Below are 15,383 nucleotides of genomic sequence, written 5' to 3' on the forward strand. Positions count from 1 at the left end.
GCAGATTTGAGGGGGCGAACCTTGGATAGGGGCAACTGAACGGTAGCAGAGGACACGGCGCGTCAGCTTTTCCGGGGCGCCTCCACCTGCAGACTGCGCAAGCTCATGTCGATAAAGGCATCCATATAGGCGACGGGATCGATGTTCTTGACCTCGCACGGCAGGAAAGAGTGCGTCCACATCATCAGCATGGTGACGGGCGCGCTGAGGATGGTGCTGACCAGCACGGGATCGACCTGGCGGAATTCGCCGCGCTGCATGCCCCGTTCGAGCAGGGTGGCGATCAGCGCATTGCCGCGCGCGACCACCTCTTCGTTGTAAAACTGCGCCAGTTCCGGGAAATTGTTCGCTTCAGCCAGCATCAGCTTGGTCAAACCGGCCAGCTTGGTGGCGCCAAACTCTTCCCACCATTGCATCATCATGCTGCGCAACAACTCGGCGCTGCTGCTGTCCGAGGCGGCCATGCTGTTTTCCGCCTCGCCGATGGAATGCACGATATTGTCGCGCACCACGGCCTTGAACAGCTCTTGCTTGTTCTCAAAGTACAGGTACAGGGTGCCTTTCGACACACCGGCCCGTTTGGCCACATCCTCCAGGCGCGTCGATGCGAAGCCCCGTTCGACAAACAGGTCGAGGGCGGCGGCGAGCAATTCCTGCGGGCGGGCATCCTTGCGCCGCTCCCAGCGGGGCTTGGTATCAATCGGGGCTTGCATGTATCTTTCCAAGTAACTTACTTTTGAGTCATTAATGGTAGACCGGTCTACCGTCAAGGTCAAGCGCGGGGCATCGCCCGGCATCCCGAACACAGGCATTGTACCCTCCGTGCCGGCGTTGGCGGCACCGCCATCTGGCGCCGGACCTGCGGCGCCGGGTGAAGCAGAATGCGTTTCAGCCCCCATTTTGCGCAGTTCATCGCATTTCCCTGCAAGCCAAGGTATCGCCTTGCTATCTTCTCATCGACAGCACGGCAGCCGCGGCGCGGCAGCCGGCTTTTTTCTTGTCCTGAACTAAAACAATCATAAAGGAAACACCATGCGTACCTTGCTGGCCCTGTGCTGTGCCGTTGCCCTTGGCGGTTGCGCCATCGTCATCAACCCCAACGATGGCGAAGTGCGCTATGCCGATTCAAGCGGCAATGCCATCCAGGGCAGCGGGCAAGTGAGCCGCGAGGTGCGCCAGGTCAGCAACATCAGCGCGCTCGACATCGACAACATGAAGCGCATCGACATCAAGATCGACGTGCGCGTCGGCCCGACGGCATCGCTGGTGATCGAAGCGGACAGCAATCTGCAACCGCTGATCCATAGCGATGTGAACGGCAATACCCTGCGCCTCTGGAGCGATACGAACATTCGCAGCAGCAATGGCATCCACGTCATCTATACGACGCCGCAATTGAAGAAGATCAATATTTCCGGCTCGGGCCGCCTAGTGGTCAGTGGCCTCAATGGCGATGATTTCAGCCTGGAGCAGCGCGGTTCGATGAAGAGCGAACTGTCGGGCACGGTGGGCCGCTTCGGCGTGACCAACGGTGGCTCGGGCAGCATCAACGCGGCGGCCCTTGCCAGCGGCAATACGGACGCGGCGCAAAACGGCTCGGGCAGCATCCAGCTGGGCAGCGTGCGCGGCGAGCGCATCAACGTGGCCGTCAACGGCTCGGGCAGCATCAGCGCCAGCGGCGCCGTGCAGCGCCTCGACGCCAACGTGAATGGCTCGGGCGACGTCAACCTGGCGGCCCTGCGCAGCGACGTTGCCTATCTGGCGAGCAACGGTTCCGGCGACATCGACGTCACCGTCCAGAGTGAAGTCAACGCCCGCGCCAGCGGTTCCGGTCGCATCACCGTGCATGGCGATCCGGCCCGCCGCACGTTGTCGGGCAAGCGCGTCAGCATCGTGCGCTAAGCACGCCCTGGCGACGCATGGGAGCCGGCTTGCTATACTGTCGGCTCCTCACCCGCCCGTCTGAAATCCCATGTCACCATCCGCCACCCTGGCATGCCGTCCCTCGTGCGGCGCCTGCTGCACCGCACCGTCCATCACCAGCCCGATTCCCGGCATGCCGGATGGAAAACCTGCGGGCGTGCGCTGCGTGCAGCTGGCCGACGACAACCGTTGCAAGATCTTTGGCCAGCCGCAGCGGCCCGCGTTTTGCGGCGGCTTGCAGCCATCGGCAGAGATGTGCGGCGACAGCCGCGAACACGCGGTGCACTGGCTGGCCGAGCTGGAACGGCTGACGGCGCCCTGAGCGGCGCGACGAACGGCGTCCCTGCCTGCCCCGTGCTCAGCGCGCGTCCTCCGCTTCCTCGGCGTCGCGCTGGCGCTTGTATTCCAGCAATGTGGCAATCCCGAAATAGATTAACAGCAGGAACACGGAATCGCGTGCATCGCTCCAGCCCAGCGTGCCATTGCGCAAGTAATGCAGCGCGTTCAACACGATCATCATGCCCAGGATCAACCATCCACTGCGGCGCAGGGCGCGGCCTGGCAAGCTTGCCTTGAAAGAAGTAACTGAAAACATGGCTTCCCTTATTTCATTCCATTTTTTACAACACTAACAGAGTTTATATTTTTTCGGCCATATTTGACGGAAGCGTAGCGTACGCTTGACTCCATCTGCACGTTTGCGTATATTCATGCACATTCCTGCACGTTTCAAACATATACCGATGTCCGCCACCCTGCTCCTTAAACAACGCCACGCGTTGATCCAGCAACAATTGCATGCCGATGGACGCGTGCTGGCGCTCGATCTGGCGCGCCAGCTCGACGTGTCCGAAGATACAATACGGCGCGACCTGCGCGAGATGGCGGCGGCCGGCCTGTGCCAGCGCGTGTATGGCGGCGCCCTGCCGCTGGCGCCCGACGGTGGCACCTTGACGCAGCGCAAGCAGGAAGCGCCGGAACGCAAGGCGCGCCTGGCGCAGGCGGCCGTGTCACTCGTGCGCGCGGGCCAGGTGCTGTTTTTTGATGCGGGTTCGACCAACCTGGCCATCGCCAGCGCCTTGCCAGAGTTGGCGCTCACTGTCATCACCAACGCACCAGCCATTGCCATGGCGCTCATGGAACGCCCGGAAATCGAGCTGATCATGGCTGGCGGCCGGGTCGACCGCCGCGCCGGCGCCAGCCTGGGTCCGCAAGCCTTGCGCACCGTCGAGCGCATGCATCCCGACCTGTGTTTCCTCGGCGCTTGCGGCGCCGACGCGGACGCGGGCGTGACGGCCTTTAATTATGACGAGGCCGAATTCAAGCGCAGCATCGCCGGCGCCAGCAAGGCGGTGGTGGTGGCCGTCACCAGCGACAAGCTGGGCACGGCCGCACCATTCGGCGTGCTGGCCACGGGCTTGCTGCAGCACCTGGTGCTGGAAGCCGATGCCGACGCTGTCCACATCGCCGCCTTTGAACGGCTGGGCGTGCAAGTGCTGCGCGCCCGCGCCTGATTTTATCCACCCCGACCTTTGAAAAGTTCCCCCATGCATCTCACCGGCACCCTGCAACAACGCGCCACGCGCCTGGTCTTCTTCGCCGCCGGCCTCGGCATGGCCGCCTGGGCACCGCTGGTTCCCTACGCCAAGTCGCGCCTGGGCCTCGATGAAGCCACTCTCGGTATTTTGCTGCTGTGCCTGGGCGCCGGCTCGCTGTGCGCGATGCCGTTTACGGGCATGCTCACGGCACGCTTCGGCTGCCGCAAGGTCATCGCCGGCGCCGGCCTGCTGCTGACCGCCATCCTGCCCGGCCTGGCGCTGGCCGCCACGCCGCTGCAACTGGGCCTGGTGCTGCTGGTGTTTGGCGCGGCCATGGGCACCTTCGACGTGGCCATCAATATCCAGGCCGTGATCATCGAAAAAGCCAACGGCGGCGCCATGATGTCGGGCTTTCACGCCCTGTTCAGCGTGGGCGGCTTCGCCGGCGCGGCCTGCATGGCCCTGCTGCTGTGGCTGGGCCTGACGCCGGCCTGGTCCTGCGTGGTGGTGATGCTGCTGCTGTGCGGCGTGCTGGGCGCGGCGCAAGGCCATCTGCTGCCGACGGCGTCCGCTTCCGGCGAAAAGACGCCGCTGTTCGTCATGCCGCATGGCGCCGTCATTTTCATCGGCTTGCTGTGCTTTATCGTCTTCCTGGCCGAAGGCGCCATCCTCGACTGGAGCGCCCTGTTCCTCACCACCACGCGCGGCGTCGAAGAAGCCAAGGGCGGCCTCGGCTACGCGGCCTTCGCCATCGCCATGACGGTCGGTCGATTTACGGGCGACAAGGTGGTCAGCCGCTTTGGCGGCAAGCGGGTGCTTACTTTTGGCGGCCTGTGCGCAGCGGCAGGCTTCTTCCTGGCCGTCATGGCGCCGCACGCCAGCCTGGCCATGGCGGGCTTCGTGCTGATCGGCCTGGGCGCGGCGAACATCGTGCCCATCCTGTTTACGGCGGCGGGCAATCAGCATGCCATGCCAGCCAGCCTTGCCGTGGCAGCCATCACCACCATCGGCTATGCGGGCATCCTGGCCGGTCCGGCCGTGATCGGCTTCATCGCCCACGCCACCAGCCTGAATATCGCTTTCGCCATGCTGGGCGCCGCCCTGCTGCTGGTGGCGGCCAGCGCGCGCCTGGTGGCGCCGGAAAAACAGGCTTCCTGAGCCTCCCCTCGCCTGGCGGACGGCGCTAAAAAAGCGCCGCCCAACTGCGCCCAAATAAGGTCCGCGGGCCTGCGGCATGGTAAGCTTCGACCCCGCGCACATTGCGGGCGCCGCACACTCACCCCATCCTGCCACTTATACCCGTTTATACCTATGGATCTCATTCTTGCGTTAAAAGCCATCATCATGGGGCTGGTCGAAGGTTTTACCGAATTCTTGCCGATTTCGTCCACGGGTCACCTGATCCTGGCCGGCAGCCTGCTCGACTTTACCAAGGATGTCTCGAAAGAGGTCATGGATGTCTTCGAGATCGCCATCCAGGCCGGCGCCATCCTGGCCGTGTGCTGGGAATACCGCCAGCGCATCGGCAGCGTGCTGACCACCTTCGGCAGCGAAGCCAAATCGCGCAAGTTCGTGCTGAACGTGGCCATCGCCTTCCTGCCCCTGGCCATCATCGGCCTGGCCATCGGCAAGATGATCAAGCATGCGCTGTTCAAGCCAGTACCGGTGGCCATGGCCTTCATCATTGGCGGCATCGTGATCTTGCTGGTGGAGCGCCGCGCGCGCACCAATCCCGTCACCGTGCGCGTCAACTCGGTCGATGAAATGACGCCGTTCGACGCCCTGAAAGTGGGCTGCGCGCAGGCGTTCGCGCTGATCCCCGGCACCAGCCGCTCCGGCTCGACCATCATCGGCGGCATGCTGCTGGGCCTGTCGCGCAAGACGGCCACCGAATTCTCGTTCTTCCTGGCCATCCCAACCCTGCTGGCGGCCACCTTCTACTCGCTGTACAAAGCGCGCGACATCCTGTCGGCCACCGACGTGCCCCTGTTTGGCCTGGGCACCGTGTCTGCCTTCATCTCCGCCTTCCTGTGCGTGCGCTGGCTGCTGCGCTATATCAGTTCGCACGACTTCACGTTTTTTGCCTGGTACCGCATTGTGTTCGGCTTGCTGGTGTTGGCCAGCGCCCACTACGGCTGGGTTGTTTGGGCAGAATAAGGCACTATGAATCAAGATCTTAACCAGCGCGCGCTGCACCTGCTGCAAACCGTTTTCGGCTACCCGGCCTTCCGCGGCCAGCAAGCCGACATCGTCGACCACGTCAGCCATGGCGGCGACGCGCTGGTACTGATGCCCACGGGCGGCGGCAAGTCGCTGTGCTATCAGATTCCCGCGCTGCTGCGCGACGGTGTCGGCGTCGTCGTCTCGCCGCTGATCGCGCTGATGCAGGACCAGGTGGACGCTTTGGCCGAAGTCGGCGTGCGCGCCGCCTTCCTCAATTCCACGCAAACCTACGAAGAAGCGAGCCGCATCGAACGCCTGGTGCGCACGGGCGGCATCGACGTCGTCTACGTGGCGCCCGAGCGCCTGATGACGCAGCGCTGCCTGGACCTGTTCCAGGCCTCGAAAATCTCCCTGTTCGCCATCGACGAGGCGCACTGCGTGGCCCAGTGGGGTCACGACTTCCGTCCCGAATACATCAAGCTGTCGGTGCTGCACGAGCAGTTCCCGGACGTGCCGCGCATCGCGCTCACGGCCACGGCCGACCCGCAGACGCGCGCCGAAATCGCCCTGCGTTTGCAGCTGGAAGACGCGCGCCAGTTCGTCTCGTCCTTCGACCGCCCGAACATCCGCTACCAGATCGTGGAAAAGGCGAATGGCCGCAAGCAGCTGCTCGACTTCATCAACACGGAACACACGGGCGACTGCGGCATCGTCTACTGCCTGTCACGCAAAAAGGTCGAAGAGACGGCGGAATTTCTGAACCAGAGCGGCATCCGCGCCCTGCCGTATCACGCCGGCATGGAGTACGCCAAGCGCAGCGCCAACCAGGCGCGCTTCCTGCGCGAAGAAAACATCGTCATGGTCGCCACCATCGCCTTCGGCATGGGTATCGACAAGCCCGACGTGCGCTTCGTCGCGCATCTGGATCTGCCGAAAAGTATCGAGGGCTATTACCAGGAAACGGGGCGCGCGGGCCGCGACGGCATGGCCGCCAACGCCTGGATGGCGTACGGCTTGCAGGACGTGGTGCTGCAGCGGCGCATGATCGACGAATCGGAAGCGGACGACACTTTCAAGCGCGTGCTGGGCGTGAAACTCGACGCCATGCTTGGCCTGTGCGAAACGCTCAGCTGCCGCCGCATGCGCCTCCTCGAATACTTCGGTGAACCGGCTTCGCCGTGCGGCAATTGCGATACCTGTTTAGTGCCACCCGTGTCCTTCGACGGCACCGTGCCCGTGCAAAAACTGCTGTCGGCCATCTACCGCGTCGACCAGCGCTTCGCCGGCGGCCACGTGATCGACGTGCTGCGCGGCGTGGAATCGGAACGCATCAAGACCTGGCACCACGATTCCTTGTCGGTGTTTGGCATCGGCTCGGACCTGGGCGAAGCGGAATGGAAATCGATTTTGCGCCAGGCCATCGCGCTGGGCCTCGTCTCGGTCGACCATGAACAATACAGCTCGCTGAAACTGACGGACGCTTCGCGCCCCGTGCTCAAGGGCGGCCAGAAAGTGCAGCTGCGCCAGTACCAGAAACCGGTGAAAACCAGCAAGCGCAGCACCAGCGTGGCGAAGGGCTATGTCGAGACGGATCTGTCCACCAGCGAACAGGCGATCTTCGACAAGCTGCGCTGGTGGCGCGTGGAGACGGCGCGCACGCACAACGTGCCGGCGTACGTGATTTTTGTCGACGCCACCCTGCGCGAAATCGCCAAGGCCAAGCCTACTTCGCTCGAGCAGATGCGCGGCGTGAGCGGCGTGGGCGAGAAAAAACTGGCCTCGTACGGCGACGAAATCGTCGCCATGATTCTGGAGATGATTTGATGGAAGATTTGATGGAAGCGCTCTCGCCGGACCTGATTTACCAGGCCGTGAAAATCCTCGGCGCCCAGCCTGACGCCGAAGATGCGGTGGAAGCACAAGTACGCGCCCTGGTGCAGGACGACCTCACCGTGCGCCGCCTGGCCGACGTGGTGCCGGAAGCCTTCGGCCTGGTGCTGGCGTCGCACCTTCCCGGCGCCGAAAACATGACCTTGCCCGATACGTTCTGCGCGCAGGACGACGACGGCGAATGGGTGGAGTTTCCCCTGCGCCGCGAACCGATCTTTGTCGTCGCCGCGGACATCGCCCAGCACACTTTCCACAACGGCCCGCGCGCGCTGATACAAAACCTGGCCGACCGCAGCTCCCTGCTGGCGGCCATCAACAAGGCCCTGAACGCGGGCGGCTCGCTCGATGGCACGACCCTGGGCCCGCCGTCTTTCTTCGGCCTGCCAGCCGCGCTGTACCAGCCGGCGGCATCGCCCGAGACGCCCTGAGCACTTCACCTTGCCCCTGCCCTTGATAAGAGAACGCTGCCGCGATGGAAACCAAATGGCTGGAAGACTTCATCTCGCTCGCTGAAACGCATAATTTCAGCCGTTCCGCGGCCCTGCGCCACGTCACCCAGCCAGCCTTCTCGCGGCGCATCCAGTCGCTGGAAAACTGGCTCGGCATCGACCTGGTCGACCGCACGTCCTACCCGACGCGCTTGACGCCGGCCGGCGCCGTGTTCTACGAACAGGCGCTGGAAATGCTGGGGCAAATCAATGGCGTGCGCGCGCTGTTGCGCGGCAAGCGCGCCGCCACGCAAACGAGCGTCGATTTCGCCGTGCCGCATACCCTGTCTCTGACCTTCATGCCGAAGTGGCTGACGGCGCTGGAAGAAGGTTTTGCGCCGATCAACAGCCGCCTGATGGCGCTGAACGTGCACGACGCCGTGCTGCAGCTGGTCGACGGCGGCTGCGATTTGCTGCTGTGCTACCACCATCCGCGCCAGCCGGTGCAGCTGGACCCGGGCCGCTACGACATGCTGGTGATGGGCCGCGAAACCCTGCGCGCGTATGCGCGCTGCGGCCAGGACAAGGTGCCGGACTTCGTCCTGCCCGGCAGCGCCAAGGAGCCGCTGCCCTTCCTTTCCTACACCAGCAATGCCTACCTGGGACGCATGGTGGAACTGCTTCTGGCCGACGCCAAGGCACCGCTGTTCCTGGAAACCTGCTACGAAACGGACATGGCCGAAGGCCTCAAAATGATGGCGCTGGAGGGACGCGGCATCGCCTTCCTGCCCGAATCGGCCGTCATGCGCGACGTCAAATACAAGCATCTGGCACGCGCCGACGGCGGCGCGCCCGGCTGGGAAATCGAGCTGGAAATCCGTTTATATCGCGAGCGCCCATCGAGCCTGCGCCCTGGCAAGCAGATCGTCGAAAGCCTGTGGCAGTACCTGGTGCAGGCGCAGGAAGGCAAAGCGCGCATGGGCAAGCGCCGCAAGCGCGCAGCCGAGGCTACCCGATCCTGACTGGCAATCCTGGCAATACAACTATGCAATAAATGCATAACCGGATGCGCACAAAGCATTGGCCGGGGCATGAGGCTATCGCCTACGATGCGGTTCCGCTGCGCGCAGCTGCATCTCGGCTGTGCCTCTAACGTATTCGTATTGTCCAGGAGCTTATCAAGCATGACCAGCAAGCACGCACTTCCTTCCTACCTGAATCCTGAAGACCTGGGCCCATGGGGCGTCTACCTCGAGCAGATCGACCGCGTTACGCCGTACCTGGGCAACCTGTCGCGCTGGGTGGAAACGCTGAAGCGTCCAAAGCGCATCCTGACGGTCGACGTGCCTATCGAGCGCGATGACGGCACCATTGCCCACTACGAAGGCTACCGCGTGCAGCACAATCTGTCGCGCGGCCCGGGCAAAGGCGGCGTGCGCTTCCACCAGGACGTGACCCTGTCGGAAGTGATGGCCCTGTCGGCCTGGATGACGGTCAAGAATGCAGCGGTCAACGTGCCATACGGCGGCGCCAAGGGCGGTATCCGTGTCGATCCGAAGACCCTGTCGCGCAACGAACTGCAACGTCTGACCCGCCGCTATACGAGCGAGATCAGCATGATCATCGGACCGAACAAGGATATCCCGGCGCCGGACGTCAACACGAATGAACAAGTCATGGCGTGGATGATGGACAGCTACGCCATGATCGGCGGCAATATGTCGACCGGCGTGGTGACGGGTAAACCAATCTCGCTGGGCGGCAGCCTGGGCCGCCGCGATGCGACGGGCCGCGGCGTCTTCGTCGTCGGTTGCGATGCGGCCGCCAAGGTCGGCATGTCGCTCGAAGGCGCGAAAGTCATCGTGCAAGGTTTCGGCAACGTGGGCGGCGTCGCTGCCCGCATGTTCGCTGAAGCCGGCTCGAAAGTGGTCGCGGTACAAGACCACAAGACCACCGTCGTGCATGCCGGCGGCCTGAACATCCCGCAATTGCTGGCACACGTGGCCGAAGTGGGCAGCGTCGAAGGCTTCCCGGGCGCCGAGGCATTCGTGCCACGCGAAGATTTCTGGGGCATCGATTGCGACATCCTGATCCCGGCCGCGCTGGAACAGCAGATCACGGCTGAACGCGCACAAGTCATCCGCGCCAAGATCATCCTGGAAGGCGCCAACGGCCCGACCCTGCCGGCAGCGGACGACATCCTGACCGACCGCGGCGTGCTGATCGTGCCGGACGTGCTGGCCAACGCCGGCGGCGTGACCGTCAGCTACTTCGAGTGGGCGCAGAACTTCTCGAGCTTCTTCTGGACGGAAGAAGAAATCAACAGCCGCCTGACCCGCATCATGCGCGAAGCGTTCGACTCGGTATGGCAAGTGTCGCAGGAGAAGAAAGTGTCGATGCGTACCGCGACCTTCATCCTGGCATGCACACGCGTGCTGCAAGCTCGCGAAGTGCGCGGCTTGTATCCATAATGGCTGCCTGAGAAAATGCCTGGGGGCGTTGTTGCTTCGCCTCGCCGTACTAGCGTACTGTCTTCGGCTTTGCGCCTAGCCCCAGACATTTTTCAGGCGCCATTGGTTTGCTGGCGCTCTAAAAAAAATCCCGCCACACTTGCGTGTGAGCGGGATTTTTTATGGGTGCTCGATTTGCGTCAAGCTGCGTAGCCTTGCGGATTCTGGTGCTGCCAGCGCCAGTGGTCACGGCACATGTCGTCGATGTTTTTCTGTGCTTGCCAGCCCAGCAATTCCTTTGCCTTGTCGGCCGAGGCGTAGCAGCTGGCGATGTCGCCGGGGCGGCGCGGCACGATGTCGTACGGCACCTTGCGGCCGCTGGCCGCTTCGAAGGCGCGTACGGTGTCGAGCACGCTGTAGCCGTGGCCCGTGCCCAGGTTGACGGTGAAGCCGCCCTCGGTGGCAAACAGGCGGTTCAACGCGGCCACATGACCCAGCGCCAGGTCGACCACGTGGATGTAGTCGCGCACCCCCGTGCCATCCGGCGTAGCGTAGTCATCGCCGAAGACGGCCAGGCGTTCGCGGCGACCCACGGCCACCTGGGCGATGAAGGGCATCAGGTTGTTCGGGATGCCCGCCGGATCTTCGCCGATCAAGCCGCTGGCATGCGCGCCGACGGGATTAAAGTAGCGCAGCACGCCGACTTGCCATTGCGCATCGGCATGCACGAGATCGGCCAGTATCTGCTCGACCATCAGCTTCGAGCGTCCATACGGGTTGGTCACGGACAGGCGCGACGATTCCAGGATCGGCAAGGCTTCCGGATCGCCATACACGGTGGCCGACGAGCTGAAGACAAAACGCTGCACCTTCGCCGCCGCCAGCACTTCCAGCAGCGCCACGGTACCCGACACATTGTTATCCATATACATCAGCGGCTGCACCACGGATTCCCCCACCGCCTTCAATCCCGCGAAATGGATCACGGCATCGATGGCGTGCTCGCGCAAGACGGCGGCCATGGCCACGCGGTCGCGCACGTCCGCTTCATAGAAGGGCACGCTTTTACCGGCAATGCGCTCCACGCGCGCCATCGCTTCGCGCGCGCTGTTGCACAGATTATCCACCGCAACGACATCAAAGCCGGCAGCCAGCAATTCCACACACGTATGCGAACCGATGAAACCGGATGCGCCCGTCACGAGTATTTTCTTGGACATAATATCAACCAATGCAAAAAAGATAAGACTACCGTAATTCGCCCGCCTTGCCTAGCCAGCGCACGCTAGCGCGCGCATTAAAAAAGCCTGCAGCGTCGCCGCGGCAGGCTTGTTCTCGTGCAAACGGCACAGGTGGGCAAACCGCCAGGTTATTTCTTGATGAACACCAGATCCCACACGCCATGGCCCAGCTTCAAGCCACGGTTTTCAAATTTGGTCAGCGGACGATACGCCGGTTGCGGCGCGTAGCCCTCAGCGCTATTGCGCAGTTGCGGCTCGGCACCCAGCACGTCCAGCATTTGCACCGCGTAATCTTCCCAGTCGGTGGCGCAATGCAGATAGCCGCCCGGCGCCAGGCGCTCGGTCAACTGCTTGACGAACGGCGACTGTATCAGGCGGCGCTTGTTATGGCGCGCCTTGTGCCATGGATCGGGGAAGAAAACGTGGATGCCAGCCAGCGAATTGGCGGGAATCATGTGCGTGAGCACTTCCACCGCATCGTGCTGCAGCAGGCGCAGATTCGTCAGCGACTCTTCGCCGATCAGCTTCAACAGACTGCCGACACCGGGCGTATGCACTTCGACGCCAATAAAATCCTTCTCCGGCATGGCTTTGGCGATATGCGCCGTCGTCGCGCCCATGCCGAAGCCGATTTCCAGGATGACAGGCGCCTTGCGGCCGAACACCTGCTCGAAATCCATCGATTCCTTGGCGAAAGGCAGCAGGAACTGCGGCCCAAGGGTCTCGAGCGCGCGCGCCTGCGCCACGGAAAGTCGTCCCGCGCGGGTCACGAAACTGCGGATGCGGTGTTCGGTCGGATCGTACATCATCGGCCGCGCCGGGCCGTTTGCTGGGGTATCAGAAGACATGGGAATGGAGAAATAAGTGGCTGCGCCGCATCAAGCCAGGCGCCAGCGAAAAATGGAGCGGGTGAAGGGAATCGAACCCTCGTCGTAAGCTTGGGAAGCTTCTGCTCTACCATTGAGCTACACCCGCGAAGCCTGCATTTTACGCGGGATGGCAAGGACTTGGCAAACTTGCGGGTCGCTTTCGAATTTTCCGCCAATTCTCGCGATAGTTTATAAAAAAGACAAATAAAGTCACATCGGTACGATGTCGTTTTTGTTGATATAGCACAACAATGCGGGCGGCCGGACACGATGAATAGTTTGGTATACCGCTAAAATAGAATAAATTATTGTTACCGTGAACTGTGTGGCACAGACTAGCTGGAGAAATGTTGCTACAATCGCGTGACAGTTTAGCATTCCCGCTGTTCAACCTAAAAGGATATCCCATGAAGAAAATTCTGATCGCTTCGGCAATCCTGTGCTTCGCTTCCGCACAAGCCATGGCTCAATCGGCACCAGCTCCTGCACCAGCAGCAGCTGCACCAGCTGCTGGCGCTACCGGCGCTGCCGTCGGCGGCACTGTTGCCGGCCTGAGCACGAGCGCCCTGATCGCAATCGGCGCAGCAGTTGCCGTTGTGGCTGGTGCTGCTAGCTCGGATTCGACCACCGCGCACACGCCCTCAAGCCACGCCAAGTAATCTGTCGACGCCTCTGGCTGAAACAGACAAGACCAAGCCTGCGGATTGACGTCAAACCTCGACACGCTGGCCTGGTCCCCCGAGAAGCTGGCCTTGTCATACGCAGCGCCACTTCCTCGCTAAAAGCCCTTTTTCATTTCTTGAAAACGGGCTTTTTATTTTTCTTCAATAATGCGCGCGCTGAAGCGCACCGGCCGTCAGGAACATGAAACGCCCTGACCAATCATGCATAGCCAATGAAAAACCAGCCTTTCCATAAACGCATGGGATTTGCCCTGCAAGGCTTGAGTGCCGCCTTCCGCATGGAATCGAGCTTCCGGCTGCAATGCCTTGCCGCCCTCCTGGTATTGCTTGTACTTGCCTGCTACCGGCCAGCGATGATCTGGTGGGCGTTGTTATTGCTTAACTGTGGCATGGTCCTCGCTGCGGAACTCTTCAACACCGCCCTCGAAAATTTGATTGATCACCTCCACCCGGCCCTCCATCCCAGTATCAAGATCGCCAAGGATTGCGCCGCAGGAGCCGTACTCATTCTCAGTATCAGTGCCCTATGCGTCTTTGTTGCTTTTTTGCTTGAAAACGTTGTGTGCTAAGCAGGAATACCGGGGTAGCAAACTACAATACAGGATGAGCTGAACTACCTGCCTCCCAGGCCCAATAGCGTCGGGAGAAAAGACAGAGATCGCTGTAATTCATTAGAATATTGCCCCCATTGGCAATAATTACATTTACATTGAAGCATAGATGACTATTCCCCTCCTACCGGTAATTCTTTGTGGTGGTTCCGGCACACGTTTATGGCCTCTTTCGCGCGAGGCGTTCCCAAAGCAGTTTCTGCGCTTGTCCACTCAAGGCAGCATGCTGCAACAAACGCTGCAACGCCTGGCAGATATCGACAGCGCGTCGCCAGCACTGCTGGTATGCAACGAATCCTCGCGCTTTATTGTCGCGGAGCAAGTGCGTGAGATCGGCCTGGAACATAGCCGCCTGTTACTCGAACCCATGCGCCGCAATACGGCGCCGGCGATCGCCTCGGCCGCCTTGCATGCAATGGAGAACGGCGAAGATCCGCTCCTGCTGGTGCTGCCATCGGATCACGTCATTCTGGATACCCCGGCGTTCCATCGGACCATCGCGCTGGCGCGTACTGCTGCAGAGGCAGGTAATTTGCTGACTTTCGGCATCACGCCAACGGGTCCAGAAACAGGATACGGCTATATTCGCGCCGAGGGCGCTGCAAACGGGCAAGTCCAACGCGTACTTGAATTCGTGGAAAAGCCGGCCCTGGCGCTTGCAGAACAATATATCGCCAGCGGCGACTACTTCTGGAACAGCGGCATGTTCCTGTTCCGCGCCAGCCGCTACCTGGAAGAGCTGGAACGCTTTCAGCCCGCCGTCCTGGCCGCTTGCCGCGCTGCCATCGCCGCAGCAAAGAGCGACCTCGACTTCATTCGCCTGGACAAGGATGCCTACGCCGCAAGCCCCGATATCGCCGTCGACTACGCCGTCATGGAGTGCACCAGCCATGCCTCGACCATCGCCCTCGATGCGGGCTGGAATGATATTGGCTCCTGGAAAGCCGTACTCGACGTGGCGGAAAAAGATGCCGATAGCAATAGCGCCCATGGCGATGTGCTGATTCAGGATTGCAACGATTGCCTGGTACACAGCACTAGCCGCCTGGTCACCGCCATCGGCATGCGCAATACCGTGATCGTGGAAACGGCCGATGCCGTGCTGGTCATGGATGCGGACCAGGCACAACAAACAAAAACCTTGGTTGCGCAACTGGTCGCCAGGGAGCGTCCCGAGGCCACCATGCACCGTGAAGTTTTCCGTCCGTGGGGCTCCTATGATTCCATCGGCAATGGCGAGCGCTTTCAGGTCAAGCGGATCACTGTCAAGCCTGGCGCCAAGCTGTCATTGCAAATGCATCACCACCGCGCCGAGCACTGGATCGTGGTCTCCGGCACGGCGCAGATCACCAATGGCGACAAGGAATATTTGCTGACCGAGAACCAGTCCACGTATATTCCCCTCGGCGTCGTCCATTCCCTGGCCAACCCGGGCAAGCTACCGCTGGAATTGATTGAGATTCAATCGGGTAGCTACCTTGGGGAAGACGATATTGTCCGCTTTGAAGACCGCTACGGCCGCGTTTGATAGAACATATACGTCATCACCATGCATGCGGCACCGCAAGAATTTACACTGAAGTTTAT

The 15,383-nt window shown here is 61.7% G+C and carries 16 protein-coding genes and 1 tRNA gene; 12 read left to right on the forward strand and 5 right to left on the reverse strand.

Annotated elements, in window-relative coordinates; genetic code table 11:
* Positions 1 to 62 precede the first annotated feature (62 nt).
* Positions 63 to 713: a TetR/AcrR family transcriptional regulator gene (locus tag FG13_RS16495; RefSeq protein WP_035822605.1), complete on the reverse strand. Its 651-nt coding sequence runs from the start codon at positions 711 to 713 to the stop codon at positions 63 to 65.
* 319 nt (positions 714 to 1,032) lie between these two features.
* Here FG13_RS16495 and FG13_RS16500 point away from each other — a divergent pair, with 319 nt between their 5' ends.
* Both FG13_RS16500 and FG13_RS16505 read left to right on the forward strand, forming a co-directional pair.
* Entirely contained in the window at positions 1,033 to 1,902 is an 870-nt protein-coding gene (locus FG13_RS16500) for a head GIN domain-containing protein (RefSeq protein WP_035822607.1), read from the forward strand.
* 70 nt (positions 1,903 to 1,972) lie between these two features.
* Positions 1,973 to 2,245 carry a YkgJ family cysteine cluster protein gene (locus tag FG13_RS16505; RefSeq protein WP_035822609.1) on the forward strand — a complete coding sequence of 91 codons (273 nt, stop codon included), beginning with the start codon at positions 1,973 to 1,975 and terminating at the stop codon, positions 2,243 to 2,245.
* A 36-nt stretch (positions 2,246 to 2,281) separates the two neighbouring features.
* Here the strand turns inward: FG13_RS16505 and FG13_RS16510 are convergent, their stop codons facing one another.
* Positions 2,282 to 2,518 (reverse strand): hypothetical protein, encoded by a 237-nt coding sequence (locus FG13_RS16510; RefSeq protein WP_152598787.1) that lies wholly within the window; start codon positions 2,516 to 2,518, stop codon positions 2,282 to 2,284.
* A gap of 148 nt (positions 2,519 to 2,666) precedes the next feature.
* Here FG13_RS16510 and FG13_RS16515 point away from each other — a divergent pair, with 148 nt between their 5' ends.
* The 7 genes from FG13_RS16515 to FG13_RS16545 all read left to right on the forward strand — a co-directional run bounded on the left by FG13_RS16515 (position 2,667) and on the right by FG13_RS16545 (position 10,413).
* Positions 2,667 to 3,437: a DeoR/GlpR family DNA-binding transcription regulator gene (locus tag FG13_RS16515; RefSeq protein WP_035822614.1), complete on the forward strand. Its 771-nt coding sequence runs from the start codon at positions 2,667 to 2,669 to the stop codon at positions 3,435 to 3,437.
* Positions 3,438 to 3,470: 33 nt separating this feature from the next.
* On the forward strand, positions 3,471 to 4,619 hold the full coding sequence (locus FG13_RS16520; protein WP_051959146.1) for an MFS transporter: 1,149 nt from the start codon (positions 3,471 to 3,473) through the stop codon (positions 4,617 to 4,619).
* 153 nt (positions 4,620 to 4,772) lie between these two features.
* The gene (locus FG13_RS16525; RefSeq protein ID WP_034785863.1) at positions 4,773 to 5,618 is read left to right on the forward strand and encodes an undecaprenyl-diphosphate phosphatase; all 846 of its coding nucleotides are present in this window, start codon (positions 4,773 to 4,775) and stop codon (positions 5,616 to 5,618) included.
* Between the two features lie 6 nt (positions 5,619 to 5,624).
* Entirely contained in the window at positions 5,625 to 7,448 is a 1,824-nt protein-coding gene (gene recQ / locus FG13_RS16530) for a DNA helicase RecQ (protein WP_035822620.1), read from the forward strand.
* Entirely contained in the window at positions 7,448 to 7,942 is a 495-nt protein-coding gene (locus FG13_RS16535) for a hypothetical protein (protein WP_035822625.1), read from the forward strand. The genes recQ and FG13_RS16535 overlap by 1 nt, the downstream gene beginning before the upstream one ends.
* A 44-nt stretch (positions 7,943 to 7,986) precedes the next feature.
* Entirely contained in the window at positions 7,987 to 8,964 is a 978-nt protein-coding gene (locus tag FG13_RS16540) for a LysR family transcriptional regulator (RefSeq protein WP_035822628.1), read from the forward strand.
* A 162-nt stretch (positions 8,965 to 9,126) separates the two neighbouring features.
* Entirely contained in the window at positions 9,127 to 10,413 is a 1,287-nt protein-coding gene (locus tag FG13_RS16545; protein ID WP_035822630.1) for a Glu/Leu/Phe/Val family dehydrogenase, read from the forward strand.
* Positions 10,414 to 10,592: 179 nt separating this feature from the next.
* On the opposite strand, the gene galE is transcribed toward FG13_RS16545, so the two are convergent.
* From galE to FG13_RS16560, 3 genes are all read right to left on the reverse strand, one after another.
* Entirely contained in the window at positions 10,593 to 11,612 is a 1,020-nt protein-coding gene (gene galE, locus FG13_RS16550) for a UDP-glucose 4-epimerase GalE (protein WP_035822632.1), read from the reverse strand.
* Positions 11,613 to 11,761: 149 nt separating this feature from the next.
* Positions 11,762 to 12,442: a tRNA (guanosine(46)-N7)-methyltransferase TrmB gene (gene trmB / locus FG13_RS16555; RefSeq protein WP_035822634.1), complete on the reverse strand. Its 681-nt coding sequence runs from the start codon at positions 12,440 to 12,442 to the stop codon at positions 11,762 to 11,764.
* A gap of 92 nt (positions 12,443 to 12,534) precedes the next feature.
* Positions 12,535 to 12,608: transfer RNA gene (locus FG13_RS16560), tRNA-Gly, on the reverse strand.
* A 301-nt stretch (positions 12,609 to 12,909) separates the two neighbouring features.
* Between FG13_RS16560 and FG13_RS30125 the strand changes: the two genes are divergently transcribed.
* The 3 genes from FG13_RS30125 to FG13_RS16570 all read left to right on the forward strand — a co-directional run bounded on the left by FG13_RS30125 (position 12,910) and on the right by FG13_RS16570 (position 15,324).
* Positions 12,910 to 13,161 (forward strand): hypothetical protein, encoded by a 252-nt coding sequence (locus FG13_RS30125; protein WP_152598788.1) that lies wholly within the window; start codon positions 12,910 to 12,912, stop codon positions 13,159 to 13,161.
* A 236-nt stretch (positions 13,162 to 13,397) separates the two neighbouring features.
* Entirely contained in the window at positions 13,398 to 13,754 is a 357-nt protein-coding gene (locus FG13_RS16565) for a diacylglycerol kinase (RefSeq protein WP_035822636.1), read from the forward strand.
* A gap of 151 nt (positions 13,755 to 13,905) precedes the next feature.
* On the forward strand, positions 13,906 to 15,324 hold the full coding sequence (locus FG13_RS16570; protein WP_035822638.1) for a mannose-1-phosphate guanylyltransferase/mannose-6-phosphate isomerase: 1,419 nt from the start codon (positions 13,906 to 13,908) through the stop codon (positions 15,322 to 15,324).
* Positions 15,325 to 15,383: the final 59 nt, after the last annotated feature.

The organism is Janthinobacterium sp. RA13 (assembly GCF_000745325.1).
GTDB classification, from domain to species: Bacteria; Pseudomonadota; Gammaproteobacteria; order Burkholderiales; family Burkholderiaceae_D; genus Janthinobacterium; species Janthinobacterium rivuli.

Bases quoted from the DNA above. Each gene is read 5' to 3' on its own strand.
- FG13_RS16495 (WP_035822605.1), bottom strand. From the start codon at position 713: ATGCAAGCCCCGATTGATACCAAGCCCCGCTGGGAGCGGCGCAAGGAT.
- FG13_RS16500 (WP_035822607.1), top strand. From the start codon at position 1,033: ATGCGTACCTTGCTGGCCCTGTGCTGTGCCGTTGCCCTTGGCGGTTGC.
- FG13_RS16505 (WP_035822609.1), top strand. From the start codon at position 1,973: ATGTCACCATCCGCCACCCTGGCATGCCGTCCCTCGTGCGGCGCCTGC.
- FG13_RS16510 (WP_152598787.1), bottom strand. From the start codon at position 2,518: ATGTTTTCAGTTACTTCTTTCAAGGCAAGCTTGCCAGGCCGCGCCCTG.
- FG13_RS16515 (WP_035822614.1), top strand. From the start codon at position 2,667: ATGTCCGCCACCCTGCTCCTTAAACAACGCCACGCGTTGATCCAGCAA.
- FG13_RS16520 (WP_051959146.1), top strand. From the start codon at position 3,471: ATGCATCTCACCGGCACCCTGCAACAACGCGCCACGCGCCTGGTCTTC.
- FG13_RS16525 (WP_034785863.1), top strand. From the start codon at position 4,773: ATGGATCTCATTCTTGCGTTAAAAGCCATCATCATGGGGCTGGTCGAA.
- recQ (WP_035822620.1), top strand. From the start codon at position 5,625: ATGAATCAAGATCTTAACCAGCGCGCGCTGCACCTGCTGCAAACCGTT.
- FG13_RS16535 (WP_035822625.1), top strand. From the start codon at position 7,448: ATGGAAGATTTGATGGAAGCGCTCTCGCCGGACCTGATTTACCAGGCC.
- FG13_RS16540 (WP_035822628.1), top strand. From the start codon at position 7,987: ATGGAAACCAAATGGCTGGAAGACTTCATCTCGCTCGCTGAAACGCAT.
- FG13_RS16545 (WP_035822630.1), top strand. From the start codon at position 9,127: ATGACCAGCAAGCACGCACTTCCTTCCTACCTGAATCCTGAAGACCTG.
- galE (WP_035822632.1), bottom strand. From the start codon at position 11,612: ATGTCCAAGAAAATACTCGTGACGGGCGCATCCGGTTTCATCGGTTCG.
- trmB (WP_035822634.1), bottom strand. From the start codon at position 12,442: ATGATGTACGATCCGACCGAACACCGCATCCGCAGTTTCGTGACCCGC.
- FG13_RS30125 (WP_152598788.1), top strand. From the start codon at position 12,910: ATGAAGAAAATTCTGATCGCTTCGGCAATCCTGTGCTTCGCTTCCGCA.
- FG13_RS16565 (WP_035822636.1), top strand. From the start codon at position 13,398: ATGAAAAACCAGCCTTTCCATAAACGCATGGGATTTGCCCTGCAAGGC.
- FG13_RS16570 (WP_035822638.1), top strand. From the start codon at position 13,906: ATGACTATTCCCCTCCTACCGGTAATTCTTTGTGGTGGTTCCGGCACA.